At 62.3% G+C, this 26703-nt stretch carries 24 protein-coding genes; 10 read left to right on the forward strand and 14 right to left on the reverse strand.

From position 1 onward, the window contains the following. Positions 1-2: 2 nt before the first annotated feature. Together H7C19_RS16705 and H7C19_RS16710 are read left to right on the forward strand one after the other, a co-directional pair. Positions 3-1163 (forward strand): GerAB/ArcD/ProY family transporter, encoded by a 1161-nt coding sequence (locus tag H7C19_RS16705; RefSeq protein ID WP_185143802.1) that lies wholly within the window; start codon positions 3-5, stop codon positions 1161-1163. Beyond that, positions 1160-2254 carry a Ger(x)C family spore germination protein gene (locus tag H7C19_RS16710; protein WP_185143803.1) on the forward strand — a complete coding sequence of 365 codons (1095 nt, stop codon included), beginning with the start codon at positions 1160-1162 and terminating at the stop codon, positions 2252-2254. Before H7C19_RS16705 ends, H7C19_RS16710 begins: the two co-directional genes overlap by 4 nt. A gap of 40 nt (positions 2255-2294) precedes the next feature. Here H7C19_RS16710 and H7C19_RS16715 read toward each other — a convergent pair whose 3' ends face one another. Continuing rightward, entirely contained in the window at positions 2295-3383 is a 1089-nt protein-coding gene (locus H7C19_RS16715) for a GerMN domain-containing protein (RefSeq protein ID WP_185143804.1), read from the reverse strand. 220 nt (positions 3384-3603) lie between these two features. On the opposite strand from H7C19_RS16715, the gene H7C19_RS16720 reads away from it, so the two are divergent. Together H7C19_RS16720 and H7C19_RS16725 are read left to right on the forward strand one after the other, a co-directional pair. Further along, complete coding sequence (locus H7C19_RS16720) at positions 3604-4152, forward strand: phosphatidylglycerophosphatase A family protein (RefSeq protein WP_185143805.1); 549 nt, start codon at positions 3604-3606, stop codon at positions 4150-4152. Between the two features lie 325 nt (positions 4153-4477). Continuing rightward, positions 4478-5452 carry an acetylxylan esterase gene (locus tag H7C19_RS16725; protein WP_221469303.1) on the forward strand — a complete coding sequence of 325 codons (975 nt, stop codon included), beginning with the start codon at positions 4478-4480 and terminating at the stop codon, positions 5450-5452. Between the two features lie 124 nt (positions 5453-5576). Here H7C19_RS16725 and H7C19_RS16730 read toward each other — a convergent pair whose 3' ends face one another. Next, positions 5577-6635 (reverse strand): MBL fold metallo-hydrolase, encoded by a 1059-nt coding sequence (locus tag H7C19_RS16730; protein WP_246469566.1) that lies wholly within the window; start codon positions 6633-6635, stop codon positions 5577-5579. Positions 6636-7440: 805 nt separating this feature from the next. On the opposite strand from H7C19_RS16730, the gene H7C19_RS16735 reads away from it, so the two are divergent. Genes H7C19_RS16735 through H7C19_RS16760 form a run of 6 tightly spaced genes read left to right on the forward strand, consistent with a single transcriptional unit; the run spans position 7441 to position 14326 of the window. Then, positions 7441-8808, forward strand: coding sequence for a YheC/YheD family endospore coat-associated protein (locus tag H7C19_RS16735; protein WP_185143807.1), 1368 nt, complete (start codon positions 7441-7443; stop codon positions 8806-8808). Beyond that, complete coding sequence (locus H7C19_RS16740; RefSeq protein ID WP_185143808.1) at positions 8783-10015, forward strand: YheC/YheD family endospore coat-associated protein; 1233 nt, start codon at positions 8783-8785, stop codon at positions 10013-10015. The genes H7C19_RS16735 and H7C19_RS16740 overlap by 26 nt, the downstream gene beginning before the upstream one ends. Continuing rightward, entirely contained in the window at positions 9996-11369 is a 1374-nt protein-coding gene (locus tag H7C19_RS16745) for a YheC/YheD family endospore coat-associated protein (protein WP_185143809.1), read from the forward strand. The genes H7C19_RS16740 and H7C19_RS16745 overlap by 20 nt, the downstream gene beginning before the upstream one ends. Then, a complete protein-coding gene (locus tag H7C19_RS16750; RefSeq protein WP_185143810.1) occupies positions 11369-12538 on the forward strand; it encodes a YheC/YheD family endospore coat-associated protein in 1170 nt (389 codons plus the stop codon). The genes H7C19_RS16745 and H7C19_RS16750 overlap by 1 nt, the downstream gene beginning before the upstream one ends. Next, positions 12535-13077 (forward strand): GNAT family N-acetyltransferase, encoded by a 543-nt coding sequence (locus H7C19_RS16755; protein ID WP_185143811.1) that lies wholly within the window; start codon positions 12535-12537, stop codon positions 13075-13077. The genes H7C19_RS16750 and H7C19_RS16755 overlap by 4 nt, the downstream gene beginning before the upstream one ends. A 4-nt stretch (positions 13078-13081) precedes the next feature. Then, positions 13082-14326, forward strand: a complete 1245-nt coding sequence (locus H7C19_RS16760) for a YheC/YheD family endospore coat-associated protein (RefSeq protein WP_313731724.1) — start codon at positions 13082-13084, stop codon at positions 14324-14326. A gap of 290 nt (positions 14327-14616) precedes the next feature. Here the strand turns inward: H7C19_RS16760 and H7C19_RS16765 are convergent, their stop codons facing one another. The 12 genes from H7C19_RS16765 to H7C19_RS16820 all read right to left on the reverse strand — a co-directional run bounded on the left by H7C19_RS16765 (position 14617) and on the right by H7C19_RS16820 (position 26695). Further along, complete coding sequence (locus H7C19_RS16765; protein ID WP_185143812.1) at positions 14617-15291, reverse strand: HAD family hydrolase; 675 nt, start codon at positions 15289-15291, stop codon at positions 14617-14619. Positions 15292-15582: 291 nt separating this feature from the next. Continuing rightward, entirely contained in the window at positions 15583-16941 is a 1359-nt protein-coding gene (locus H7C19_RS16770; RefSeq protein ID WP_185143813.1) for a glycoside hydrolase family 26 protein, read from the reverse strand. A 444-nt stretch (positions 16942-17385) separates the two neighbouring features. Next, positions 17386-17955: a manganese catalase family protein gene (locus tag H7C19_RS16775; RefSeq protein WP_185143814.1), complete on the reverse strand. Its 570-nt coding sequence runs from the start codon at positions 17953-17955 to the stop codon at positions 17386-17388. A gap of 15 nt (positions 17956-17970) precedes the next feature. Then, positions 17971-18234: a spore coat protein CotJB gene (locus H7C19_RS16780; RefSeq protein ID WP_185143895.1), complete on the reverse strand. Its 264-nt coding sequence runs from the start codon at positions 18232-18234 to the stop codon at positions 17971-17973. 68 nt (positions 18235-18302) lie between these two features. Then, entirely contained in the window at positions 18303-18524 is a 222-nt protein-coding gene (locus H7C19_RS16785) for a spore coat associated protein CotJA (RefSeq protein WP_246469567.1), read from the reverse strand. A gap of 161 nt (positions 18525-18685) precedes the next feature. Further along, positions 18686-19708 (reverse strand): sporulation integral membrane protein YtvI, encoded by a 1023-nt coding sequence (gene ytvI / locus H7C19_RS16790; protein ID WP_313731725.1) that lies wholly within the window; start codon positions 19706-19708, stop codon positions 18686-18688. 28 nt (positions 19709-19736) lie between these two features. After that, positions 19737-21161, reverse strand: coding sequence for a hemolysin family protein (locus tag H7C19_RS16795; RefSeq protein ID WP_185143817.1), 1425 nt, complete (start codon positions 21159-21161; stop codon positions 19737-19739). Between the two features lie 77 nt (positions 21162-21238). Further along, positions 21239-22393, reverse strand: coding sequence for a radical SAM/CxCxxxxC motif protein YfkAB (gene yfkAB, locus H7C19_RS16800; protein ID WP_185143818.1), 1155 nt, complete (start codon positions 22391-22393; stop codon positions 21239-21241). Positions 22394-22518: 125 nt separating this feature from the next. Then, the gene (locus H7C19_RS16805; RefSeq protein WP_185143819.1) at positions 22519-23619 is read right to left on the reverse strand and encodes an HD-GYP domain-containing protein; all 1101 of its coding nucleotides are present in this window, start codon (positions 23617-23619) and stop codon (positions 22519-22521) included. A gap of 264 nt (positions 23620-23883) precedes the next feature. Next, on the reverse strand, positions 23884-24729 hold the full coding sequence (locus tag H7C19_RS16810) for an undecaprenyl-diphosphate phosphatase (RefSeq protein WP_185143820.1): 846 nt from the start codon (positions 24727-24729) through the stop codon (positions 23884-23886). 18 nt (positions 24730-24747) lie between these two features. Then, positions 24748-26199: a bifunctional metallophosphatase/5'-nucleotidase gene (locus H7C19_RS16815; RefSeq protein ID WP_185143821.1), complete on the reverse strand. Its 1452-nt coding sequence runs from the start codon at positions 26197-26199 to the stop codon at positions 24748-24750. A gap of 31 nt (positions 26200-26230) precedes the next feature. Further along, the gene (locus H7C19_RS16820) at positions 26231-26695 is read right to left on the reverse strand and encodes a molybdopterin-dependent oxidoreductase (protein WP_185143822.1); all 465 of its coding nucleotides are present in this window, start codon (positions 26693-26695) and stop codon (positions 26231-26233) included. Positions 26696-26703 lie beyond the last annotated feature (8 nt).

Consider the following 26703-nt stretch of genomic DNA (forward strand, 5'->3'; position numbering starts at 1 on the left):
GTTTGATCCGGTTCTACTATTATCATGTCGTTTACGTCGGGTTGATGAACATCATGATGCTCGTCCCCGCGCTGCTCATCAGCCATCGGTTCAGCGGCGGCGTATCGGCCATACCGCTGGCGATCGCCGCCGGCACGCTCATCGCCTACTTGACGTCATCCTGCTTCCAGCGCTTCCCCGGTCTCGGTCTGCCCGAGATCTTCGACCGGTTCCTGCCCCGGTGGCTGGCGTGCTTCCTCAACGGCATCGGAATCGTCATATGGGCAACCGGGGGCATCATCGTCCTCTACTCCTATTCGAATACGATCGGACTGTTCTTCAATCCCGAGACGAGTCCGTACATCAACTTGACGATCATGGCGATCGCCTGCATCTGGGCGGCTTCCAGGTGCTCCCGCTCCGTTCAATTCACGAATGAGATGCTGCTGATCTTAAGCACGCCTATGATCTTCTGGATTCTGCTCAAGGCTATGCTCAGCCCCTGGCTGGATTGGGATGCGATCTGGATCGTCGCGAACCAGGTCACCAAGCCCCCGTCCGCGATCTCCTTTTATGCCGCGACCTTCGTCTTCTCGGGCGCCATGAACGCGACCCTGTTCAACCGCCTGACCAAGCCCGGCTACAAGCTCCGCTACCGCTGGATCATCCCGCTGATCGGCACCATGTTCCTTCTCGTCTCCTTCTTCGTGCCGATCGGATTCCACGGTACCCAAGCGGTAGGGAATTACTTGTATATTTGGAGCGTAACGACGGATTGCCTCATCATGAAGTACGGGTTCATCCAACGCGTCCTGTATCTTTTCCTGCTGCTCTACACGCTCCTCTCGCTGCTGTTCGTCATGAACACGTGGCATACGGCGATGGAATTTTTCAAAGCCTGCTTTCGCAGATACCCGCCTGCGACGGACCAGCCGCGCGTGCCCGCCGTCAATTGGTACGTCTGCATCGCGCTGGCCGCGATCACGTTCGCGTACGCCTATTTTACGAACGACTTGCGCAATCGCATATTGAGCGAGATCTGGCTGGTAAGCCGATTCTTCATCGAGGTGATCCTGACGGCCCTGCTGCTGCTGTTCGTCTATATGGATCGGAGGAGCAAGCAGAGGAGACGCGCCCCGCCGAAATCGTCCGGCAATCCCGCGAGCAAGGCGACCGGATCATGAGAAGAACGTGCGTCGGCTGGCTGCTCTTGGCGCTGCTCGTACTGCCGCTTGGCGGCTGCCAATTGAAAGACATCGACAAGCGGTTCTTCGTCGTATCGGCCGGATTCGACCAAACCGACGATCCGGAGAAGCCCTACCGCGTCACGCTCCGTCTCGCGCTCACCTCGTCCAAGGTCGAAGCCGGCACCGCGCATGCCCAGGTGGAGACGGTGGATGCGGCGTCGATCGCCGAAGCCGTGAGGCACTTGAAGTCCAACGTCGACAAAGAGCTGGAATTCGGACACTGCCGGGAATTCGTCTTCGGCAGAGGCATGCTCGAGAAGCAGGGATTCCAGGATGCCATGCAATGGCTTGCCCGCAGGAGAGATATCCAGGGCGTCTCCAACATCATGGTCGGCGATCCCGACGCGGCCTCCATCCTGCATACGAAGCCGATCTCGGAGCGGTATCCGGGCAACGCGCTGTTCCTCACGTTCGGCAATGAAGGCACGGAGGCTTCCGATACCGTCACGGAGTACATGTTCGACCTGTACCGCCGCGAGTACGAGACCGGATTGGACCCGATCCTCCCCGTCGCCCGCAGCTCTCAGCATGCCTATCAGATCAACCGCGTGGCGCTGCTCGACAAAAACAAAATACGTCTCATCCTGAATCCGGAAGAGACGCAAGTGTTCAATATGACCGCCAACGATATCCGCAAAGCGGTGATGGCGATGCCTTCCGAGAAAGGCCGGATCGTCATGGCCGTCACCAGGCTCCGAAGCTGGATCACCATGGTCGGCGGCACCGATCCGAAGGTCGTCCTGCACGTCCGCGCGACGGGCTTCTTGGAGCAGAGTCCGCCGCGCGTGCTGGAGGCGGATTGGCACGGACTGGAGCGGCGAATGGGCAAGCGCTTCTCCGAGTCGACCGAACAGCTGCTCTACAAGATCCGCGACCAAGGCGTCGACCCTTACGGGTTCGGCCTGCACTATCTCGCCATCCACCGTGGCCGGCAGAAAGCCTGGGAGCACTGGAAGTCGATCTATCCGGATATCCGCTTCGAAGTGCGGACCGACGTCAAGATCCAAGGCACGGGCATGGTCCGATAGCCGCCAGGCTGCAGGGTACCTTCGCCAAGCCAATCAAGCTTTACCGGGACAACGCATTGATCTGCGTCGGCCGGGTGACCGGCTGGGCGTAGGAGCGGTTGTCCGAATCGAGCAGCTCGGTATTGCCGTTCAGCGCGAGCTGCACTTTGGGGGCCTTGGTCGCTTCCGTCATCGTCAGGACGAGCGCCTGCATCATATCCGCAGGCACTTCCGGTACGGGCAGCTTCGGCGCCCATCCCTTCTCTTGAAGCTTCACGACGACCGTATCGGACAGCACGGACAGCTGTTCGACGGACGTGCCCGCTACGAGAACCGGGTCCAGCTTCTTCGTATCGCTCGGTCCTTTGATCAGCTCGTTCAACGCGGCGCGCGCCCGGTCGGTCTGGCGTTCGACGAGACGGGTGACCGGAACGAAGTAGCCTTCGCCTTCCGCGGTCTTGGCGGAGAAGTACAGGGTGACGGCCATCGAGCGGCTCGCCTGCACGCCGGCGGCCTGCTCAAGGTTGATGCCCATGTCGCGCGTGAGGACGCTCGCGAGCGGCAGTCCCGACGCAGGCATCGCCGTGAGCGGCTTGCCGTCCAGTTCGAGCCGTACCTTCTCCACGCCCGGCAGCTCCGTCATCGTCCACACGAGCGCCTCGACCGCTTTGCGTTCCTGCGAAGCCGGAATGGCCGGCAGCGGCGACGCGAAGTCGATCGTGACGATGCCGGTTTCCAGATCCTTGTCCACCGACTTGATCTTGGTCCCTTGGGGAAGAATGGGCGTGAAGCCCGGCGGCAGTTGCTGCGCCAGCTTCGGATCGGCGGTCATCCAGGAGAGCGCGGTCTCCTCCGGGGACGCGGCCCCCTCGCTCTCCAGGTTCTCCGATTGCGGCCGGCTGAGCGTCATCGGAGCGACGAACCCGTTGCGGTCCTGAAGATACACCGTCAGCCCGTCGGCGACGCCCGCCGATGCCGGCTGCTGCTCCGTCGCTTGAAGCATCTGCGATTCGACATCGGCAGGCGGCTGATCGATCGGCTCCGTCTTCGCGCCCTGGGTGCCGGTGAAGCTGCATCCCGCGATGACCAGCGCTAGGCCGGCGGAGGCCAGCAGTTTGGCGGAGCGGCTGCGCATGGCATTGGATATCATGAACGATTCCTCCCGTGCGGGGGAGCCCTTGGTTTTTCACATCCCCCGAATTGTAGTACTATGTATACGAGCCCCCGAGATATTTATGTACAGATTGTCCATGCGTCGGCAAGGAGAAGATCGGAATCGATCCTAATCGCCGGGACGGGGAATACACATAACTATGGAACCGGGGTCCGGCGCGAGTTCCATGATGGATGCGAAGAGAGAGGTGCTGACCATGTCCAATCCAGGCATTTACCGACTCAACAGCAAAGTAGTGGCGCAAGCGACCGAAGAATGGCTCACGAAGCGCGGCGTCGCCAAAGAACAGATCGGACAGCTCGTCATGCTGCTTCAGAAAGACTACTTCCCGGAGCTGACCTTGGACGAGTGCGTCGTGAACGTGGAGGCCGTCCTATCCAAGCGGGAAGTGCAGAACGCGATCTTGACCGGCATACAGCTGGATATGCTGGCGGAGGAAGGCAAGCTCCTCCCGCCGCTGCAGGATATGATCAAGCACGACGAAGGCTTGTACGGCTGCGACGAAGTGCTGGCGCTCAGCATCGTTAACGTCTACGGCAGCATCGGCTTCACGAATTTCGGCTACGTCGACAAGTTCAAGCCGGGCGTGCTGAAGAAGCTGAACGAGAAGAACGGCAAGGATTGCCATACGTTCCTTGACGACATCGTCGGCGCGATCGCGGCCGCGGCTTCCAGCCGCATCGCCCATCGCAAGCAAGCGGAGCGCGAAGCGGTCCAGGAGGCATTGGAGCAAGAAGGCAAATAAAAGGATCATTTCTCCGAATAAAAGAGGAACCGCGGAGCGTGCCGTCGAATTATCCTTGCGAAAAGGATCCGAGGACCGTTCGTCTCGGCGGCGGCCTGTCCGTCGTACGGGGCGGGAGAACCGAACGGCGGTACCGAAGGAATCGTTCCGGCTGCGGGCTGCGCGACATTCGCGCGGCTGCGCGGCCGGACACCTTTCGCTTCCAAGTAAAAACGGCTTCACCATCCTTGGAAGAGGACGAGACGTTTTTATCGGAGGTCATACAGAAACGATTAGGCGTGAAACATAAAATTCTGTATGACGGGGAAAAGGGGAAACAGCCATGTTGCAGCCATTCGATTTACCGTTGGAGCAGCTTCGGGCCTACCGGCCCGAGCTGACCAAACGGCCGGACTTCGACGCGTTCTGGTCGGACACGCTGGCCGAATTGGCGCGGGTGCCGCTCCAGTCGGAGCGCGCGCGCATGCCTTATCCGGTGCGCGGTCTGACGGTGTACCGCGTCTTCTACCCAGGCTTCAACCACGCCAGGATCGAGGCTTATCTGGCCCTGCCCGACAGCGATCGCCCGCTGCCGGGCATCGTGCAGTATCACGGCTACAACTGGGGCAGCGACCACAATCTGCACGACACGGTGAACCTGGCCCTCAAAGGCTACGCCGTGCTGCAGATGCTCGTCCGCGGCCAGCAGGGCGAGAGCGTCGACAACGTCGTCTCCCCGAACGGGCACGTCTCCGGCTGGATGACGAAGGGCATTCAGGACCGCGAGACCTACTATTACCGAGGCGTCTATATGGACGCGGTGCGGGCGATCGAGGTGCTGCAGGGGATGCCCGAGGTGGACGCCTCGCGCATCGCGGTCGTCGGCGGCAGCCAAGGCGGCGCGATCACGCTCGCCGCGGCCGCGCTGTCGGACGCGCCGAAGCTGGCGCTCGCGGAATATCCGTACCTCTCTAACTTCGACCGCGCGATCGATATCGCGCCCGACGGACCGTACGGCGAACTGAACGAATACTTCCGCCGCTATTCCTCCTATCCGGAGATCGAGGCGAAGGCGCGGGAGACGCTCGCTTACTTCGACGTCATGAACCTGGCTCCCCGCGTTCAATGCCGCACTTGGGTCTGCGTCGGGCTCGTCGATACGATCACGCCGCCGTCCACGGTATTCGCCGCTTACAACCATCTGGCGTGCGAGAAAGAGATCGCCGTCTACCGCTACTACGGACACGAGGGCATCCCCGGCAGCATCGCGCCGCGGCTGCAGCTCTTGATGGACGTGCTGCAAGACGGAGATGAGGTCTGATTCGCAATCGCCAAAAAAAGCCTTAGCAGACTTGCCGCATCCGTGACGGCGGTCTGGCTAAGGCTTTTTTGGCGAAGCCGGAAGCGATGCGGACATGGCGGCTTTCCGTGCCGCCGCCCGCTCCCTACGTCAACGCGAAGCGGACGAACGGCCCCTCCGACTCCGCCGCGCCGGGATGCCGATCCTCGATTCGCGCCATGACGCCGCCGAGCTCCAGGCGCACCAGGTGCGCAATCGTCTCGGCCATGGCGAACCGCAGGTTGTGCGCGTTGCCCTGCAGCCGCGCGCCGAACAGCCGCTCGCACATCGCGAACGCGCTCACGGGCTCGCCCGCTTCGGCGGCAAGCTCGGCCATCCGCCGCAGCCGGCGGTCGTGATGGCCGATCAGCGCCTCGACCCGCTCGCCGAACGCGCCGAAGGGATCGCGATGGCCCGGATACGCGCGGCCGACCGCGAGCTGGCGCATCGCCGCCAGGCTGTCTAGATACGCGCCCAGCGGATCGGGGTCCGCATCCGGCATCCACCCGATATTGGGGGTGATGTCCGGCAGCACCTGGTCTCCGCACAGCAGCTGCCGCGAGGCCGCGTCGTAGAACGAGAGGTGCCCCGGCGCGTGCCCCTCCCCGCCGATCAGCGCCCACTCGGCTCCGCCGAACGCCAGCTTCTCGCCCGGGCCGACGGTCCGCACCTCCTGGGGTTGCGGATACACTTGCGTCTTCACGCTATCCAAGTGCGCTTGCATCGCCGGCACGAGCGCGTCCGGCAAGCCATGCGCCCGGAAAGCCGCGATCAGCTCCGCCGAGAACGTCTCTCCCTCGCCCCACAGCCGGCGGGCATAGCCGTGCGCCGTAGCCGACAGATAGACGGGCGCGCCCGTCCGCTGCTGCAGCCAGCCGGCCAGGCCGTAGTGGTCCGGGTGATGGTGCGTGAGCACGATCCGCGCCACCTCCTCCCATCGGATGCCGAGCGCCGCGAGCGCCGTTTGCCAGCAAGCTTCCGTCTCCGCCGACCGCAGTCCCGGATCGACGACCGTGAAGCCGCCGTCTCCCGGCAGCAAGTAGCTGTTGACCCATCGCAGCGCGAAGGGCAGCGGCACCTTGATTTGAATCCAACCGTTCTCGAGCCGCGTCCATGCTTCGGCTCCGTTCATCTCGTCCGCCTCCCTGTCCAAATGAGCCGGCATGATGTCGTCTCGTCATAAGCCGCTCCTTCGTAATCTCCGTGCACGTCATCGATAGACAGCACCGCTTCGCCGAAGCTTCTCTCGAACCGGCGCTCGCTAATGGGGGATCCCCCTCTCTTGCGCTAGCGCTTCACTTCCAATCTCCCCGATCCATGATCGCAGACAAGAACGCTAGATGCTATCGTGCATCCCATGTCGTCCAAGTGATCGTCCAATGCCATTTCGTTGCAAACGAACAACTTATTTCGTCAATAAATCGTCCAAAGGCCATTTCGTTGCAAACGTACAACTTGTTAGGCCATTTTTGGCGTTTTACCCGGAATTCTTCCGAATATGTTGTGCTTTTACAACTAAAACGCGCCAAAGCCCTCCATACAGCTGAAACCGTTGCACAAATGCAACTAAACCTCTTCCGATCCTACGCCTCAGCCCGATTGGATGTCTAAGGTTCCCCGTCCGAACGCGGCGGCGTCCGGAGACGCCGCTCTCCTCGGTCGGAAGACCGCTCCGCCGCATTTGGGCCGGGCCGGCGGCAGCGCTTCCGCCGACCGCCCGCTCGCGCGGCAAGGCTGTTCGGAAACCGTTTTATCCCGCTTCAGCGCGCGTTTTCATCCATTCGCGCTTTCGATTTCTTCCGTTCGCCGTCCTCTTCAGTATAGTGTTTTTGGGCAATGGTGGCCAATCACCTATAGATAGATGTCCTCATATGATGGAGTATTCTCGCCTGCCCCCGGGAAAGGTCGCCTACGAGAGCCCATTAGAAGCCTTCGCCAAAGTCTAGAAGCACGGTGGAAGGAGTACGACCATGCCTACCCCAAAAATCGACGTTCAAGTCATCAGCTCCGGCGTGATGGCCGACGACGTCCTGATGCTGGGGGAATCCGTGATGAAGCAAGCCAAAATCCCGGCCCAACAGCATCTTGTTCTTCAATTCGGATCGTTCAAGCAATCCGTAACCGTCGTCTCCGTTCCGCGCTACGACGGATTGCGCATCAGCCATTCGCTGGCCAGGCGGATGGGCATCCAGACCGGCACGCCGCTGCGCATGCAGTATCGCCAAGCGACGCGCACCCTCTCCCTGGGACCGGTGATCGGCGTTCTGGTCAGCCGCGAGTATCCGCAGCAGCCCGACAAACCGTTCGGCTCCATCACGATGTTCTGCCGGGAACTCGTCACCGCCTGCCGCAACCAAGGCGCGTTCGTCTATTTCTTCACCCCGGACGGCATCGGGGGGCAAGGCGGCAACGTGGAGGGCTGGGTATATCAATCGGGCTGGCACAAGACGACGCTGCCCGCGCCGGACGTCGTCAACAATCGCCTGACTTCCCGCAAACTGGAGAACCGTCCGAGCGTTCAGAAGTTCCTCGGCGAGATCAAGCAGCGGCACGGCGCGCAAGTGTTCAACGAGAAATTCCTCGACAAGTCCGAGGTGTTCAGCGCGCTGAAGACGGACGCTTCCCTGCAGCGATACTTGCCCGATTCGCATTCTCTGCTTAACTATACGATGCTCAAGAGCATGTGTTCGCGGTACCCGGTCGTCTTCCTGAAGCCGGTGCGCGGCAGCTTGGGCAAAGGGATCATTCGGCTGTCCAGGGCCGGGCAGGAAGGCTGGCAGGCGTCGTTCACGACGACGGGCGGCGCAAAGCGGCAGACGTACCCGAACTTGCTGAAGCTGTTCTCCGCGATCAGCGGCAAAATGAAGACAGTACGGTACTTGATTCAGCAAGGATTGACGCTCATCGACGCAGGCGGGCGGCCGATCGACTTCCGCGCCCTTACGCAGAAGAACGCGACCGGCAAATGGACTGTCACCTCCATCGTCGGCCGGACCGCAGGCAACCAGCATTACGTCTCCAACCTGGCGCGAGGGGGAACGCTCGCCACCGTGCGGGACTCGGTCGCCAAGTCGAACTTGCCGCTCGCGAGCCGCAAGGACGCCTCCGCCCGGCTGCACAGGGCTGCGCTCGACATCTCCCGCGGGATCGAGACGCACATCCCCGCCCACTTCGGCGAGCTCGGCATCGATCTCGCGCTCGATACGTCCGGCAGAATCTGGCTTCTGGAAGTGAATTCGAAGCCGTCCAAGAACGATAATACACCATTAAACGAGGGGAAAATCCGTCCTTCGGTACGGATGATGATTCAATATGCCCGCTATCTCTCCGGATTTTGACGACGCGCCTCGCCGCGTCGTCGTCGCAAGGCGCGAAGCCCGAAGGCCGGACGCGGCGGACCGCGGTCCGCGCGCCATCGCGCTCGGGATCCTCGTAAGCGAGCGGACGCGGACCGTAAGTCCGCAGCCGTTCGCCGAGGCGTTCTTCGTGCGCCGTCTGCTCGAAGCCGCTGCACGCCACGGACTGGACGCGTTCGCGTTCGATCCGTCGACCTGGGACGGCGCGCAGCGCACCGTTCAAGGCTGGCGGCGGTCGCCGGAAGGCGGCTGGCTCCGCGCGGAAGCGCGAGCGCCGGAAGTCCTCTACGACCGGGCCTGGCCGGATGGCGCCGCGGCGCGGTACCGATACCGGGAAGGCCTGTATCGGATGAGATCGGACGGCCGGTTCACGCTGCTCAACGGGAGGCTCCCCGGCAAAGCCGAGGTGCAGCGGGCGCTGTCCCGCTGCGAAGACGTCCGGGCGATCCTGCCGCCCAGCGCGCGCTATCGCGGTCCCGCTTCGCTCTCCGGCTGGCTGCAGTCGCAAGGTGAATCCGCGTTCCTGAAGCCCTCGCACGGCTCGCAAGGGCGCAGGGTCATGGCCGTCACCCGGCAGCGCGAAGCGGACGCGATCGCCATGACCGGCCGCGACGCCGCCAACCGGCCGTTCCGCTACGATCGGATGGAGCAGGGAGAGGCGCTGCGTCGCATCGACCGGTGGATCGGCAGGCGCGCCTATCTGATGCAGCCCTTGCTCGATCTGCGAAGCGTGAAAGGCGAACCTTACGACCTGCGCGTGCTCATGCAGAAGGACGGCAGCGGGCGCTGGACCCGCACGGGGACCGCGGTGCGCTGCGGCTTGATCGGGTCGGTGACGGCGAACCTGCACGGCGGCGGCCGCGCGAAAAATGCGGACGACTACTTGTCCGCCCTGTTCGGGGAAGCGGCCTCCGCGGAGCTGCTGCAGGACGTCGAGCGCGTCTCCTTTGCCGTCGTCGCCCGACTGGAACATCTGTACGGCCGCTTCGCCGAACTCGGACTGGATTACGGAATCGACCGGGACCGCCGAATCTGGTTCCTGGAAGCGAACACCAAGCCCGGCCGCGCCGCCATGACGTGCGCCGGACCGGCGGCCGTTCAGCTAGCCGCGGATAGACCGCTCGCCTACGCGCGATACATCCTGCTTCGATCATCTGGGAGGGTATTCCATGAGTTTGACCCTATGTAACGTCCATTTCACGCAGCAGCCCGAGCGGATCGTATGGGTATCCAGCCCGCTCGCCAAGCTGCTGAATCTCAACGGGCGCAAGACGATCAACGTCAAGCTCGGCCGCGACGTCGTTCCCGCAATCATTCGCACCGTCAAGCGCAAAGGCCATCATCTCTTCCTCTCCGCCGGCCTTCGCCGCTCCGTCCGCATCCCGAAGTCGGGGAACGTCTACATCGCGAACGCCGACAACGAAGAGATCCAGCTCGGCCCGCTCATCGGCGTGCTGACGGACGGATCGCGGACGCCCGGCGCCCCCTTCGGTCCTCGCACGGGTTTCGTCCGCCAACTGCTGGCGATGGGGCAGAAAAAAGCGTATATGTTCGCCTTCACGCCCCGGGACATCAACTGGCAGCAGGAGACGGTTCACGGATGGTTCCTGGACGGGGGCGGCGGCTGGATCCGCAAGGTCGTGGCGCTGCCCGACGTCGTCTACAACCGCCTGCCGAGCCGCCGCGCGGAGACCAGCTCCGCCATTACGTCGCTGCGCGAGAAATTCGTCAAGCGCCAGATTCCGTTTTTCAACTGGAGCTTCTTCAACAAGTCCGACGTCTACACGCTGCTGGATAAGGATCCGGAAGCGCTGCGCCATCTGCCCGAATCGGTCAACAATCCATCCTCGGAGAATATCAAGGAACTGCTCGAGAAGCATCAATTCCTTTACTATAAGCCGACGGGCGGCAGCCTCGGCATGGGCATCTACCGCCTGACCTACCATCCTCGCCGGGGCTACTTCGTCCGTTACCGCAGGGGCTCGAGCAACGTGCTGCTTCGTTTCTCCAACTTCCCGAGCCTGATGAAGATGCTGCGGGCCCGCCACGGCGTCGGCTTGTCGGGCTATGTCGTCCAGCAAGGGATCCGGCTGATCGAGATCGACAACTGCCCGATTGACTTCCGCTTCCACATGCACAAGGACGGCAGCAACGACTGGGTCGTCGCCGGCATCGGCGCCAAAAAAGCCGGTCGGGGCAGCGTGACGACGCATATCAAAAACGGCGGTCAGCTGATGACGCCCGAACAGGCGCTTAGCCGAACGTTCGGCGACCGGGCGGGAGAAGTGCTTCGGGAGGCGAAAGACGTCGCCGTCCGGCTGTCCGAATCGATCGAGCGCAATTACAGCCATACCCTCGGCGAGCTCGGCCTCGACATCGGCATCGACCGCGACGGCGAGGTATGGATGTTCGAAGCGAACGCGAAGCCCGGCCGCTCCATCTTCAAGCATCCGGCGCTGAAGGAACAAGGGAGGGCGTCGCTCGGCTATATTCTGGACCACTGCCTGTACTTGAGCAAATTCCGAAAGAAGGATGAATCGTGATGAGGCGGGGAGCGAAAGCCGACGTTTCTTCCTTCGCGGAGACGGCAAGCCAAGGGAAGCCGGTGCTGGCAATCCTCACGATCGACGACGAGATCCAGCTGTTCCGGGGCAACCGGCATAACTTCGCCGATCTGCTGCAGACCGGAGAAGCGCAAGGATTCCTGACGTACGTGGTCACGGTCAAGAACCTGAAGCTCGCGAGCGAGCGGGTCGTCGGATACGCATACGACGCCGCCAAAGATCAGTGGGATCAAGCTTGGTATCCCCGGCCGAACTTCGTCTACAACCGCATTCCGCAGCGCGAAGACGAGCGGCTGCCGTGGGTGAAAAAGAAACTGACGGCGGTCGCGAGACACCCCGATATGATCCTGTTCAACCGGCGCTTCTTCAATAAATGGACGCTGTTCAAGTGGCTGAACGAGACGAAGGAAACGCGGTCCTACGTGCCGGAGACCCGACGGCTCACCGAGCCGCTGGTGCTCTCCGCCCTGCTGAAGCGGCATCCGCAGCTCTACTTGAAGCCGGTCATGGGAAAAGCCGGCGTCGGCATCATGAAAGTCAAGGTGCTCCCGGAGAAACAGCTCCCCTACCGGCTGCAGATTCAGGAGGAGAAGGGAAGCCGCACGTACCACTGCGGGACGCTCTCCCGGCTGTGGACGCGGATCCGCAACCAATCGAAGGCGTCCGGCGAGCCGTACATCGCCCAGCAGGGCATCGCGCTGGCCTCGGTGAACGACCGGCCGTTCGATCTGCGGGCGTTGATCCAGAAAAATCAAAACGGCGCCTGGGAGCTGACCGGCATCGGCGCGCGGCTGGCGGGCAACTCCAGCATCACGACGCATGTGCCGCGCGGCGGCAGCATCGAGGATCCGGAGAAGCTGCTCGTGTCCGTCTTCGGTCAGGAGAAGGCGCAGCGCGTCTTCGGGAAGGTGAAGAACACCGCCGTGCTGCTCGCTCGTCAGATCGAGCGCTCCTCCAAAAACAAACTCTGCGAGATGTCGATGGACCTCGGCGTCGACGCGACCGGCCACGTATGGTTCTTCGAAGCCAACTCGAAGCCGATGAAGTTCGACGAGCCGCACATCCGGCAGAAGTCGCTCGAGCGCATCTTCCAATACAGCCAGTATCTCTACCGCCAGTCGCAGCATAAAGGAGGCCTCTACCGATGATCGTCCGGCTATTGACATCGGAGGAGTGGGACCGGTCGCGCTTCGCGATGCTGCGCTTCGTCCTGCGCCACGGCGAGCGCCGCATCACCCAAGCCGGCTGGCGGCGGATGGTGACGGCGAGCGCGGCGACGCTCGCCGAACCGGGCACGGCCGTCGCGGTCGCCTTCACCGCCTGCGGGCAGCCGGCGGGCGTCGCCTTCGCCCAAGGCTACGGCGAAGGCGCCTGCGTGGTCGCCGTGCATCCGGCGCTGCGCGGCCGCGGCATCGGCCGCCGCTTGCTGCAGCATCTCGCGGAGCCATGGGGACGGCTGTCATGCAGCGTCGCCTCCGACAACCCGGCCAGCCTCGCCATGTGCTACGCGGCGGGCTTCGCCGCCTCGGGCACGCATGCCGGTCCGACGGGCAAGCCGACGCTGCGGCTGGTCTGGCGGCCGGGCGCGCCGGAAGCCGAGCCCGCGGCCGCACCCGCCCGGCATCGTCGCGGCGCGGTCGCCGAACCTAAAGCCGCCGTCTCGCTGACGGCGGCCGAACGGAGGTGAGTCCGTGGCGCCGCTGCCTGTATTGGGCATCCTAACGCTCTATCTGAACGACCGCAAAGTGCTGGAAGAGCGGTCCGTCTACGAGAAGATGATCGTAGCCGGCCAGAAGCTCGGGATGAACGTCTACGTATTCACGCCCGACGACGTCGACGACGCGAACGAACGCATCAACGCGATGATCTTCAAGCCGGAGACGAAGAGCTGGCACCGCAAATGGATGAAGTTCCCCAACCTCGTCTACGACCGGTGCCGCATTCAGCGGAGCCGACGGTTCGAGCAGCTGCTCGCCTTTCGCCGCAAATACGGCCACCTGACCTTCCTCAACCGGCCTTTGCGCAACAAGTGGACCGTGTACCGGACGCTCGGCAAAGTGCCGGCTTTCCGCGACCATCTCCCGTCGACCCGGCTCTTGCAGTCGAACGATGACGTGATCTCGCTGCTTCGGAAGCATTCGCTCGTGTACGTCAAACCGATCAACGGCACCGGCGGGCGCGGCATCCTGCGCATCGAGAGGCTGAACGGCGGGTCATTCAGCCTGCAGGGACGCGACCATACGCGCCGCATCGTCGCGCCGAGGCGCGTCAGCCGGCAACAGCTGCCTGCCGCCCTCAGGGCCTGGAATACCAACGGAGACCGTTATATCGCGCAGCAAGGTCTCCATATCAAGCTTCCGAGCGGCCGCGTGCACGACTACCGCATGCTCGTGCAGAAGAACGGATCCGGGGAATGGGAAGTGACGGGCTGCGCGGGCCGCGTCGGACCGCCGCGCAGCATCACCTCCAACCTGCATGGCGGCGGCGAAGCCGTCTCCATGAACGCGTTGCTCCGCCAATGGGTCGACAACGAGGACCGGCTGCACCAGATTCGGAACACGGCGGAGTCTCTCGGCATCGGCGTCGCGCGGCACCTGGAATCGACCTACGGCGCGCTGTGCGAGCTGGCCCTTGATCTGGCCATCGACCGCCGGGGACGCGTCTGGCTGCTCGAGGTCAATCCGAAGCCTGCGCGCGAGGTTTTCATCCAGGCGGGCGAAAAGGAAGCCTACCGTACGGCCATCCGGCGCCCCATAGAATATGCCTTGTGGCTTTACGGACAGCGGCGCGGCCGGAGCAAACCGCCCGCCGGCGCCCAGCGGACGAACGGCCCCTCCGCCCGGCCCGACTCCCGGCCCGACTCCCGAACAGGCGCCCACCGGTCGAACGTATCGTCCCAGACCGGCTTCGATCTCCGGGACGCGGAGCCCTCGTGAGGCCGGACCGGAGGCATTCCCGGTAAAATCGAATCCCCCTGCGCGTTCCTTCCTGCGGCAACGGACCCGCTGGATTCGCTTCAGGGGGATTTTTGCGGATTCTTCGAGCGTTTGCCGCGTCCGAGAGGACCCGTCACGAACCGCAACGCCATGCGCACGGCTTTGCGCGAGGTGAAAACAGCTAACCGCTGCTGCCGCCGGCGCTGCCCTTCCAACAAGCAAACAACCTTACTCCGGTCGAACGCCGGAATAAGGTTGCTGAGCCGTCTCTCTCGAAATAGACGCGGATCTCAATCGGTTTCGACGAGCGCGAGCAGCTCCGGGAAGCTGCGGATGACGGCATCCGAGCCTTCCAGCTCTCCTTCGCGCCGGAAGCCGGCATAGTCGCATCCGACGACGAACAGCCCGTTGCGCTTGCCCGCCTCGACGTCGGACGAGCGGTCGCCGACCATCCAAGCGGACTGAATGCCGTGGCGGTCGAGCAGGATCCGCACGAGGTCTGCCTTCGATGCCGTCTCGTATTCGCCCGCGCTGTAGAAGCCTTCGAACAAGTCGCCGATGCCGCGAAGCTGCGGCACTTCCTTGACGTAGGTCTCCAGCCCGTTGCTCGCGACGAACAGCCGGACGCCGAGCCCTTTGAGGCGCCGTAGCGTCTCCGGCACGCCCTCGTAGAGATCGCCGCGCCCTTCCCGCAGCTCCTCCATCTCGTATTGCAGGAGCAGGTCGTTCGCGCGGGCATGCGCGGCCGGCGAACCGTCCGGCATGACGCGCTGCCAGATATGCTCGAGCAGCATCCCTAGCGAGCCCAGCAGGAGCTCGACGGGAGGCTGCGGCGACTCGTACAATCCTTCTTCCTTGAGTTTGTTGAAAACGCGGGTATGGACCGTCTCGAGGAGCGTCTCTGTGCGGAACAGCGTACCGTCGAGATCGAACAGCATCGCTTCCGGCAATCCTTGTCGTGTCATGGGGATCTCCTTGGTTTTTCTCCCCATCATACCGGACGGACCTCATGGAGGCAACCGTCGTCAGCGCTGCCAACGGCGATTTTTTTGCCCGCTCGGGGATTGGAGCCTCGCACGCGCGGCAACCGTAAACGCAGCGTCATCGGCGCGTTAACGACGCATTACCGCCCGCCGTTCGACTCGGTCCTCTCGCGGCGTCGCATGCCAGATGACGGCAAAAAGGCCGGCCCGATGATGGGCCGACCTTTTTGCTCAAGCGATATCGCCGTTATGGTTCTCGTCTTCCGGGCAAGTTTATTTCTTCGTTATCCATATGGCTTTGGTCTTGGCGTCGCTCGCGAACCCGTATCCGAAATAGTCGGATACGGCGCGCAGGGGCAATCCTTGGAGCGTTCGGATCTCTCCGTTGAAGCCTTTGGACACTCTGCGCTTCACCAGATTGAACACTTTGGCGCGGGTGCCGTTCGACACGGTGGCCGTACGACCTTTGATCGTCACCTTGAGTCCCAGCTGTTCCGAGAAGAAGCCGACGTCCGTGTAGAGCTGGTTCCCGGACTCGAAGTGGATGCCCCGCGCGGAGAACGTCTCCTTGCGCGGCTTGGTCGCGGTCTCTTGAATGCCGGTGAGGTAATGCGGATTCTTGATCGTCTTGCGGTAGGCCGCCAGCAACTGCGCGTTGTCCGTGATCGAATAGTCGTTGATCTTGCGCGTCTCCGGCGCGTTCAGCACGTTGTTCACGTCGAAGTAATAGATCGACTTGACCCGCGGATATAGGCTCGGCAGGTTGTCGTACAGCCGCTTGATCTTGTTCTGGGCGAAATCCACGTGATACGACTTGTCCGTGATCGTGTAGTGCGTGGCCCCATACTCCGAGATCTGAATCGGCTTGCTTCCGCTGTAGGTGTTGTACACGTAATCCAGCAGCTTCAACGGATCTTCGTTATCGCCTCGGTCGTAGCGGTTGTCGTTGTGGTAGACGACATTGTAGATATTGACCCCCACCCAGTCGACGTAACCGTCGCCGGGATAGAAGGAAGCCATCGTGGACTCGGGGAACGAGAACACCGTCCACACCATCGCGACGTTCGGCGCCTCTTGAGCGAATACGCGGTGGACGAGCCGCCACTTGGCGACGTACTGCTCGGACTTGCCGGAGTATTCGGTCCACGTCCCGTTCATCTCGCTGGCGAATCGGAGAAAGATCGGGACGCCGGCTTCGTTCGCCTGTCTGGCGAATTTGCGCAGATACTCGTTGTCCTTGATGACGTCGAGACCGGCATTCGGTTCGAACGCGATATGCGGCACCGCGCCCGCCGCTTTGACGTCCTCCACCCAATCGGTCGGGAACGGCCGGCCGTAGCCGACGTATTTAAAGAAGCTCATATGTTTCTTCTGGGTCAATTCGTTAAACTTCGTCATCGACGCTTCGATGAACTCGTCTTGAAGCACGTACGCGCCTAGATAAGCGCCCTTGGCCGGTTCGAACTTGGCCGGTTGATATTGATCTCTCACGGCATAGACGGTCCAATCCGAGCCCGAGGCCAGGGATGGGGGCGTCCATATGCCGCCCAGCAGACAGCAGACGAGCAGCGCAGAGAGGATCTGGATCGCACGTTTGGGCCGGTGCGACGGGAGCTTAAATCGGTGAAGCATGACCAGGGACCCTCCTCTGTGACAATAGCCCCCATTATATCGACAAATTTCCCTCTGCATCCAGGTATTATTTTACAAATAAGAGCGATATACGTAAGGATTCGCAACATTGTCAAATCTATACGTCTTAAGGACTAGAAAAGCGTCCCTCTCCAAACAACAAGAGAGCCGAATGAACCGGCTCTCTTGTCCCGAGGCGTCCGCTGCGCTATTCGTAGACCCGCGCGTCCCGAACGGCGAGACGCGAAGCCAGGTAAGCGGGAATTAGCCGCTGGCGATCGCCGCGACGAACAGGGCTCCCGCCAGCCAGTAAGCCAGCGCCGAGGGCGGATAGACGTAGTCGAGCGGCTTCTGGAAAGTCCATCGTAGAGCTGCACAAATTCACGCGAAAAAAGCCGGTCCATTCGGCCGGCCGGCTCCCCGCGCGATTGAATGCGATCCCCCCTAATACATCTTCTTCTGCTCCCGGTCCGCCTTCAGAATTTCGACCGCTTCGCGGAACCGCAGCGAATGTATAATCTCCCGCTGCCGCAGGAACTTCAGGCTGTCCTGGATATCGACGTCGTCGGTCATGTCGATCAGCCACTGGTACGTGGCCCGCGCCTTCTCCTCGGCGGCGATATCTTCATACAAGTCGGCGATCGGATCTCCCTTCGCCGCGATATAGGTCGCCGTCCAGGGCACGCCGCCGGCATTCTCGTAGTACAGCGCATTATCGTGATTTACATAGTGCGGCGCGAGACCCGCGGCTTCCATCATCTCCGGCGTGGCGTCCTTCGTCAGCTTGTAGACCATGGTGGCGATCATCTCGAGGTGGGCAAATTCCTCCGTGCCAATATCGTTCAGCAGCCCGATGACCTTGCCCGGAATCGTATAGCGCTGATTGAGGTACCGCAGCGCCGCCGAGAGCTCCCCGTCCGCGCCGCCGTACTGCTCGATGAGATACCGCGCCATGCGGGGATCGCATTTGCCGACTTTGACGGGATATTGGAGCTTCTTCTCATACACCCACATTTCGATCCCCCTCCCTTAGACCTGCCAAGGCCATGGCTCGTCGTTCCATTGCCAAGGGTACCTCGTGAAGCTTAGACCGAATTGCAGCATCGGACCGTACCTCATCTCGAACGGGTACACGAGCTGTCTCCGCCGTTGGGCCAGCTGATTGAACTGCTGCACCGCCTGAATATCGCCCGGATGCGTATCGAGGTACAGGGTCAGCTCGACCAAGGCGAAGTCGACCTTCTGAATCTCGTAGAGCTCGGCGCGGTAGGCTTCGCTGCCCCTTACGGGCATTTGCTCCCGTTCATTCGCCTCCTGCTCGTCGTTCCGCGGGTCGCGGTCTTGCCTTTCAGCCAATGCGTTCAGCCTCCTTTAGCCTTCCGGCGCGACATGTAGGGGCTATACAACGCGGGCCACAGCGTTCCCTTGCGGATGGCCTCGTCAAGCGTGAATTGCGGCAGATTCATCGGCTGGTAGTGAATATATTGATTGGGCGGAACGACATAAGTCTTGATCAGAATCGGCGGACATGGATCCAGCGGGCTTACGTAGGGCCGCCATTCCCTCAACTGGTTGTCGAGCAATCGAAGTGCCTCCTTCGAGATCGCCGTAAGGATCATTCGCTCTTAGCCTATGACATCCGCCCATTTTTCTGACGTTGTCCGACAAAATAAATAAGCCCCTCGGGGAGAGGGGCGATCCTGCGCGATGAAGCGCGGCGTATCGGCGACGCGCGAAAATGCCATTAGAGCTTGATTCGGATCGGGATGAGTCCCACTTTGCGGCAGGCTATAAAGACGATGACGACGGCCGGTCCGAGAAAAACGCCGATCAATCCGACCAGCTCGTAGCCGACGTACAAGCTGATCAGCGCCGGCAGCGCGCCGATCCCGACCGCATCGCCCAGAATCTTCGGTTCGATGATGCGGCGCACGACCGTGATGACGAGGAAGAGCAAGATCAGCCCGATGCCGGTGAATGAATCTCCGGTGGCGAGCATGTAGGCCGCCCAGGGGACGAGCACCGAACCCGTGCCCAGAATCGGCAGGATGTCGACGATGACGATGAGCAGCGCGATCGCGAGCGGATAGCCCGTACCGATAATCAAGAGGCCGAAGAACGTAATCACGTAAGTCATCAAGCTGAGCAGCAGCTGCGCGCGGAGGAAGCCGAAGATCGATTTGCGCAGATTCTCCATGACCTCTTCGACCTGGCTGCGCGACTCGTCCGCGAAGAGCGCGAGAACGGAGCTCTTCATCGTCGGCAGGCTGATGCCGAACAGGTAGACCGCCACGAGGAACACGATCAGCACGATAAAGAAATTCGGGATGCCCGCCGCGAAGCCGACGATGTAACGCGACACGCCGCCCGCCACGTTCTGCAGCGCGCTCGTCAAGCTGCTCATCCAGCTCTCGAGCTTGATCGGCAGCTGGTCGCTCTCCCGGCCGCCGTCATAGGAGGACTGCGCATGCTCGATCAGATGCTGCAGATATTGGTTCGCGTTGCTCAGATAATCCGGCACGTTGCCCCAGAAGGAAGTCAGCTCGCCTACGACCTTCAAGCCGATCAGTCCCATGAGACCGAGGAGGACGATCGTGAACAGCGTGCTGGACAGAATCGCCGAAGCGACCCGGTTCATCTGGAGCCGATCCATGAAGACGCGATTGAGCGGCTCGAGGAAAATCACGACGACGAGCGCGAGCAGGAACGGCGCGCCGACCGTAAACAGCAGATAGAGGAAAGCCAAACCTAAAACGATGAGTATCACCGTTCGTAGCGGCATCGCTTCATCCCTTTCAATCGCGGTTGGAATCCGGTGAATCCAGTCTCCGCTCCTCGCGCGCCTCGCCGTCCCGCCTATCCGCGGATTCGAACGCCGGGGCGGAATCTCGCGCCGGGACGGCGGTCTTGAACCGATAGATATGTACGCGCTGCACCCGCAGCCGCTCGACTTCGGCAATCTCGAACACGAAGCCGTATTGCACGATCTTCCGGCCTTTGGCGACGTTGCCTTCCAGCCCCTTGAACAGCCAGCCCCCGATCGAGTCGACCTCGTCGTCTTCGATCTCGAGGCCGAGCAGATCGTTTACGTCCTCGATCAGCATCCGGCCTTCCAGCGAGGTCACGTCGCCCTTGATAATGACGCTCGGCGGCTCGTCGTCGAATTCGTCGTGGATCTCGCCGACGATCTCTTCGAGGATCGTCTCCGCCGTCAGCATGCCGGCCGTGCCGCCGTACTCGTCGATCACGATGGCGAGCTGCGACTTGCGCTTCTGCATCAGCTTCAGCACCTTGCTGATCTCCATCGACTCGGGCACGCTCAGGATCGGACGGACGAACTCCCGGAGATCGTGCTCTTCGTCCGGATCGGCCGTCAGAATGTCGGTGATGTGCGCGAACCCGATAATCTGGTCCTTGTCCTCCACCGCGACGGGATAACGGGTGTGCTTGGTCTTGTACGCCACCTTCAGATTCTCGCTCAGCGGCAGGTTGGTGAACATGCAGTCCATATCCGTCCGGGGCAGCATGACTTCGCGGGCTACGCGGTCGGAGAACTCGAACACGTTGTCGAACAGCGTCATCTCTTCCTTGTCGATGATGCCGCTCTTCGCGCTCTCGCTCATCAGGATCCGGATCTCTTCCTCGGTATGCGCCGCGTCATGCTCGCTGGCCGGCTTCACGCCGACGAGGCGCAGGAGCAGGTTGGCGGCGTTGTTCAACAGCCAGATCACGGGCAGGAACAGCCGGTAGAACAGCAGCAGGGGCAAGGAGAGCCACAGCGATACGCCTTCCGACTTCTGAATCGCCAGCGACTTTGGTGCAAGCTCCCCTAGTACAATATGCAGGAAAGTGATGACGCTGAACGCGATAATATAGGATACCGTGTGGATCGTCGTCAAATTCGTGACGCCGAACTGCTGCAGCAGCGGGATCACGATCAGGTCGGCGATCGCCGGTTCGCCCGTCCAGCCGAGCCCTAGCGAGGCGAGCGTAATGCCGAGCTGCGTCGCGGACAAGTACACGTCCAGCTTGCGGTTCACCTTCAGCGCGTAGCGCGCGCGTACGTTCCCTTCGTTCGTCAGCTGCGTGAGGCGGGATTGGCGGACTTTGACGAGCGCGAATTCCGCGGCGACGAAGAAGCCGTTCAGCAAGACGAGGAAAAGGACGAGAACCGCATGCCACGCGATAGATCCCCATAGAAACTCCGAATGTTCAGGCAATGTCTGACTCGCTTCCTTTCATCCTAGGCGCAACAGGCTTTCGCCTTTTTCTGTTCGACTACCCCCGCCAAGCGGTCTCAAAGCACGGCGCGGCGGCTCGTGAAGTCGACGTCCCGATAGTACATATCGGTGACGAGGAGATTCGGGCCGCAGCAGCCCGCCGCGTCGCAGTGGCAGTTGAGGCGCTGCTGCATCTCGTGCGCCTGCCAGCGGTCGAAGACGTCGTCCAGCTTCTCCGTCTTGACGTTGCCGAACGGCGGCACCGCCGCGAAGTCGGTCACGTAGACGTCCCCGCTGAACAGGTTGACGTTCACGCGGTTGCGTCCGTCCGGGTCGTTGCGGACGGTCACGTTGGGTTCCGTCCTCAGGCGCTGCAGCAGCTGGCGTTCGAGCGGGTCGCCGCCGCAGGCGTAGAAGGGCAGCGTCCCGAACAGCATCCAGATGCGGGGATCCCTCGCATCCAGCAATCCGTCGACCGCGATCCGCATCTGCTCCTTGGAGAGGACCGGCAGGTTCGCCGCGAACGAGCTCGGATACATCGGATGCACTTCGTGGCGGCGGCAGCCCATTTCTGCAATCAGCTTATGAATATCGCCCATCTTTTCATGCGTGCGGAAGTTGATCATGGATTCGGCGGAGACGAACAGCCCCCCCTCGGCCAGCCTCCTGGCATTGTCCATCATCCGCTCGTACATCCGGGTAGCGGCGCCAAGTCCCACCTCGCGCCCCGTTCGGGCGAAGCCGACCCCGTGAAAGTCCGCCGCCTCCGTATAATTGAAGGAGATATGCATGACGTCCAGGTAAGGCGCGATCAGCTCGTAACGCGCATAGTCCAGCGTCACGTTCGAATTCAACTGGGTGCGGATCCCGCGCGAGCGCGCGTAGCGCAGCAGCGGCAGCAGCACTTGCTTGACCGTCTCTTCCCGGAAGGTCGGCTCGCCCCCCGTCAAGCTGATCGTCTCCAGCCGCTCCACCTCGTCCAACCGCCGGAGGATGAGATCCAACGGCAGGTGCGCCCCCTCCGTCATGGCGAGGCTGTCCCCGACGGCGCAGTGCTCGCAGCGCATATTGCACAGATGGGTCGTGGTGAATTCGACGCTCGTGAGCGCATGCCGGCCGTAAGCGCGCAGAGAACGAATCGGGTCCCACGGATCGTACTCCGGCGATAATGGGGTGAAGCCGGCCGGCGGCGCGAACGGCGCCGGCGAGGTTGTCGCGGTGAAGCCCTGCATATGCCATACTCCCTGTCCTGACTGAATTGTTACTTTTATTGTACTGTTTCATACCCTTCAAAAGCAAACAAAAGCCCCCGGGCGGCAAGGCTTCCGGAGGCGGCCGTATGGGAAAGCGGAACGAATCACAGGAGCGCGGGCTCCATCTCGACGCTGGCGATCATGAGCGACAAATGCTTCGATAGGTCGATATCGTAAGGCGCCTTGAGATCGGCTCCCGATTCGTCCGTCAAGACCCGAACGATCGGACGATGCACGCTGACCGCGTTGATGTCGACGACGACGCCGGTTTGTCCCGTGCTCAGCTTGACCGTCATGCCTACGGGATAGATCGCGACCTTGTCCCGGAACAGGCTCAGCATATCCGTGTCGTAGAGGCTGTCGCTGCCCGCGTACAGCGTCTCGACGGCGCGGTGCGGCAGCATCGCGTGCCGGTAGACCCGGTGGCTCGTCATCGCGTCGTAGGAATCGACGATGGCGATCCACTTGGCGAATTCATGGATCTCGTCGCCCTTGATCCCTCGCGGGTAACCCGAGCCGTCTAGCCGTTCATGGTGCTGATAGGCGCAATGGGCGGACAGCAAGGGAATGTTGGGCTCGTCCTTGAGCAGATGGAATCCTTGCTCGGTATGCCGCTTCATCTGATTGAACTCTTCCTCGGACAGGCTTCCCGGCTTGAGCAGCACCTGCATCGGAATCCGGGTCTTGCCTACGTCGTGAAGCATCGCTCCCAGTCCCAGCGTCAACAGCGAGTCCGAATCGTAGCCGTGCGCGATGCCGAGCAGCGTCGTATAGACGCATACGTTGAGCGAGTGCATGTAGAGGTAATGATCGACCGTCTGCACGCCCATCAGCATGATCATCGCGTCGCGATTGCGATAGAGCTCCTCCATGATCTGGTGCATCGCCTGCCGCACGGATTTGCCGACGTACGGATAGGTTCCCGTATGTCTGCGTCCCGGGAAGTCGATCAGGTCCCGGAAGACGCCGCGCACCGTCTGAAGCGCCTGCCGATGGGTGTCCTCGCTGATCAATTCCGGAATCTCGATGCCTTCCGTGCGGGGATCCTGGATGTACAGATGATGGATGCCGCACTGTCCCAGCCGCCTGAGCAGGCCCTGGGTCAGCTCGACGCCTTCCGCCAACAGCACGATGCCTTCTTCCGAGAAGATTCGTTTGCCGAGCTTCATTCCCGGCCGGCAAGATGTGATCGGCATCATGCGCATACTTCAAGGTCCCCCCATTCCGTCCTAACGTCGGCAGTCTACTTTTTTCATCGGCTGCCTCTATTGTTAATGTAAGAGATTTGTCAGAAGACGGCAAGTTTTTCCGCAAAAAACCGACATTATTCGTCATTCCGGCTCGAAATATGCTTCTTTTCCGGCAGATGAAATCGCAAAAACCGCAAGGAGAACGACTCCTTGCGGTTCAGTCCGAACGATATGCCGTTTGCTCGCGCGAACGAAACGCGCTCGTCTCGCCCGAAGGGATCAGCGCATGACGAACAGCCAGAACAGGGCGGCGAGCGCGAACCGGTACCATGCGAAGTACCGCAGCTTGATCCGCTGCAGCCATCTCAGGAATACGACGACGACCAGCAGGGCGACGAGGAAGGAGACGACGAACCCGGTCGCGAAGAAGCCGATGTCTTCCGGGCGGAAGTTCCCGATATTGCCGAGCAGCTCGTAGCCGGTAGCGGCGGTCATGATCGGTATCGCGATAAAGAAAGAGAAATCCGCGGAAGCGCGGTAGCTGAGCCCCGTCAGCAAGCCCGCGGCCATGGTCGATCCCGAACGGGAGAATCCCGGCCAGAGCGCGGAAACGCACTGGATCAGTCCAATGAGGAGAGCTTGCTTGTAGGTGATGTCGTCCATCGTCTCCGACGTCCGCCGGATGCGCCCGCCGTCGTACAGCAGCTCGGAGACCCACATGTAGATCCCCCCGACGACCAGCGCCCAGAGGACGGGCGTCGGGGTGAAGCCGAGCGTCTTGATGAAGTCGCGGAACAGAAACGCGGCGGCGAGGGGCGGGACGATGCCCAGCAGCACGTGGAGGAGATTGAGGCGGCGCTTCGGGAAGCTGTCCACCCGCAGACCCTGCGCCTTCTCCGTGCCCCGGAATCCGAGCACTTGGATGACTTTCCGGCGGTAGACGATGGCGATCGCGAGGATCGCCGCGAATTGAATGACGATCTCGAACGTCTTGAGCGTCTCGGGCGCTTCCTCGTAGCCGAGCAGCTTGTTCGTCAGGATCATGTGTCCCGTGGAAGAGACGGGCAGGAATTCGGTCAGGCCCTCGATGATGCCGAGGATGATGCTATCGAACCCATGCAGCATCGCTAGCTCTCACTCCCGTTAACCAGGATCGGGTGAAGCCGATACAGGGTGCCAGCGCGGGCGCCGGCAATCCGCGACGGCGGCGGGGTCGTTGAGCTCCTCCGCCAGCAGGTCGCGGATGAACTCGGGCAGATAGAAGCGCTCGGTCCGTCCCTCCTTCAATCCGACATGGCCGATCCCGAAGGTGAACATGTCCAGCGTCCCGACGGCGTACGTCCGGTCGTCGTCCAGCGTCTCGCCGTTCACCCGGGCTTCGACGATCCGCTCGTAAGCGGGCTTCGATTCGTCGTAGGCGATCTCCAGTCCGTCGAAGCAGAGCCGCCCCAGCACCCGCCCGCGGAATCCGTAGCCTTGGAAGGACAACGACGTGAATTCGGGGAGCAGACTCTCCTCGATCGCCCGCCGGAGCTGTCCGCCCGTCAGGATGATCCGGCACGCGTTGATCGGCGAAGGACAGATGGCATGGATCCGCGCCTGCGTCACAGGCCCCGCCTCCAGCCCCTCGAGCAGCTGCCCGGCGTTCGTGAGGCCGATCTCCGCGCCGGTCTTGCGGCGCAGCGCGATCGCGAGCAGCGTCGCGAGCGGATTCTCCCGCTCCGGCTCCGCGGAGAGCGGCTCCGCCAGCTCCGCCAAGACGCCGGACATCGCTTCGCGCGCTTGCTCCCGGTAGCCGGCTACGATGGACAGCGCTTCGGGATCGGCGGCCCTGCCCTCCATGGCGACGCAGCGGCCCTCGATCTTCAGCTTGCCGTTCGAGGCGTCGCGCGCGATCTCCACGACGCCGACATGGCGTCCGAACTTGCCGGCCGCGCAGATCGTCGTCTCGCCGATGCGCAGGGGCGTCTCGAGGAGATGATGGGTATGCGCGCCGAGGATCAGATCGAGCCCGGGCACCGCGACGGCGAGCCGTTCGTCCTGGCGGAGTCCCAGGTGCGAGAGGACGACCAGCACGTCCGCCTCCCGCCGCATCGTCGCCGCCCAGGCGGCGGCGGTCTCGATCGGATCGGCCGCATGCCAGCCGAGCAGTTCGTAATATTCGTGGTACGGGGCGGTCAGGCCGAGCAGGGCGACCGTCATCCCCGCCCGCCGAATCGTCAGCGAGGGCTTCAGCCATGACGGATAGCCGCCCGTCGCGGCATCCGTCATATTCGCGCAGACGATCCGGAACGGCGCCTCATGGTAGAGCCGGTCCAACTGGGCTCTCGTGCAAGTGAGTCCTTCGTTGTTGCCGAGCGTAACGGCGTCGTAGCGCAGCTGCTCGAGGAGCGCCCGGTTGACGGCGGCGTGGGAGCCCTCCGTCTCCGGCCGGACGCGGTCCAGGTGGTCGCCGCAATCGAGGAGCAGCAGCCCGTCCTCCGGCACTTCGCGGCGAATCTCCTTTACGAAGCCCGCGATCCGAGCGGCTTCCTCGAAATGGCTGTGAATGTCGTTCGTATGCAGCAGTGTCAGCTTGTCGGCTTTCTCGTTCATCTACGCCCTCCTGCCAACCCTCCCGGATACGCTAATCGCGAATTTTGAGGCCTTCCCTCAACTGACCGGGTGATATCTCGTTCACGAAGCCGTACCCGGCTTCGTCTCCAAACTCGGCGTCGCGCGCGATTCGCAGTTCCGTGACGCTCTTGACGTTCAAGCAGGCGCTGGAGCCGTCCGGCACGTACAGGCGCATCGGCCGGCCCCGCTCGAGGGGACGGCCGTTCACGGCGTACTGGAGCAGCGCCTGCCCGAGCTGGTCCCAGGGGATGACGGCCTGGAAGCCGTCCGCCGCCCGCACGATCAGATGCGTCGGCGCGGCGCGGTCGTCCGCCGCCTCCGACGCGGCCCCGTACCATTCCAATAGCGCGAAGCCCTCGCCTTCCGCGCCGGGCACGCGCGCGTCTACGGAGAACGATCGCCCGGCCTTGGACGCCATCGCCTCGGGCGTCGTCTCGTCGATTCGGCCTCCCGGCCACTTCACGATTACGGACATCGGCGACG

The sequence above is a fragment of the Cohnella nanjingensis genome, assembly GCF_014212125.1.
Taxonomy (GTDB): Bacteria; Bacillota; Bacilli; order Paenibacillales; family Paenibacillaceae; genus Cohnella; species Cohnella nanjingensis.

Coding starts and splice junctions, on each gene's coding strand:
- H7C19_RS16720 (WP_185143805.1), top strand. CDS start 3,604: ATGTCCAATCCAGGCATTTACCGACTCAACAGCAAAGTAGTGGCGCAA.
- H7C19_RS16735 (WP_185143807.1), top strand. CDS start 7,441: ATGCCTACCCCAAAAATCGACGTTCAAGTCATCAGCTCCGGCGTGATG.
- H7C19_RS16775 (WP_185143814.1), bottom strand. CDS start 17,955: ATGTGGGTGTATGAGAAGAAGCTCCAATATCCCGTCAAAGTCGGCAAA.
- yfkAB (WP_185143818.1), bottom strand. CDS start 22,393: ATGCAGGGCTTCACCGCGACAACCTCGCCGGCGCCGTTCGCGCCGCCG.
- H7C19_RS16750 (WP_185143810.1), top strand. CDS start 11,369: ATGAGGCGGGGAGCGAAAGCCGACGTTTCTTCCTTCGCGGAGACGGCA.
- H7C19_RS16770 (WP_185143813.1), bottom strand. CDS start 16,941: ATGCTTCACCGATTTAAGCTCCCGTCGCACCGGCCCAAACGTGCGATC.
- H7C19_RS16780 (WP_185143895.1), bottom strand. CDS start 18,234: ATGCCCGTAAGGGGCAGCGAAGCCTACCGCGCCGAGCTCTACGAGATT.
- H7C19_RS16710 (WP_185143803.1), top strand. CDS start 1,160: ATGAGAAGAACGTGCGTCGGCTGGCTGCTCTTGGCGCTGCTCGTACTG.
- H7C19_RS16820 (WP_185143822.1), bottom strand. CDS start 26,695: ATGTCCGTAATCGTGAAGTGGCCGGGAGGCCGAATCGACGAGACGACG.
- H7C19_RS16805 (WP_185143819.1), bottom strand. CDS start 23,619: ATGCGCATGATGCCGATCACATCTTGCCGGCCGGGAATGAAGCTCGGC.
- H7C19_RS16765 (WP_185143812.1), bottom strand. CDS start 15,291: ATGACACGACAAGGATTGCCGGAAGCGATGCTGTTCGATCTCGACGGT.
- H7C19_RS16730 (WP_246469566.1), bottom strand. CDS start 6,635: ATGCCGGCTCATTTGGACAGGGAGGCGGACGAGATGAACGGAGCCGAA.
- H7C19_RS16815 (WP_185143821.1), bottom strand. CDS start 26,199: ATGAACGAGAAAGCCGACAAGCTGACACTGCTGCATACGAACGACATT.
- H7C19_RS16715 (WP_185143804.1), bottom strand. CDS start 3,383: ATGATATCCAATGCCATGCGCAGCCGCTCCGCCAAACTGCTGGCCTCC.
- H7C19_RS16755 (WP_185143811.1), top strand. CDS start 12,535: ATGATCGTCCGGCTATTGACATCGGAGGAGTGGGACCGGTCGCGCTTC.
- H7C19_RS16745 (WP_185143809.1), top strand. CDS start 9,996: ATGAGTTTGACCCTATGTAACGTCCATTTCACGCAGCAGCCCGAGCGG.
- H7C19_RS16740 (WP_185143808.1), top strand. CDS start 8,783: ATGCCCGCTATCTCTCCGGATTTTGACGACGCGCCTCGCCGCGTCGTC.
- H7C19_RS16810 (WP_185143820.1), bottom strand. CDS start 24,729: ATGCTGCATGGGTTCGATAGCATCATCCTCGGCATCATCGAGGGCCTG.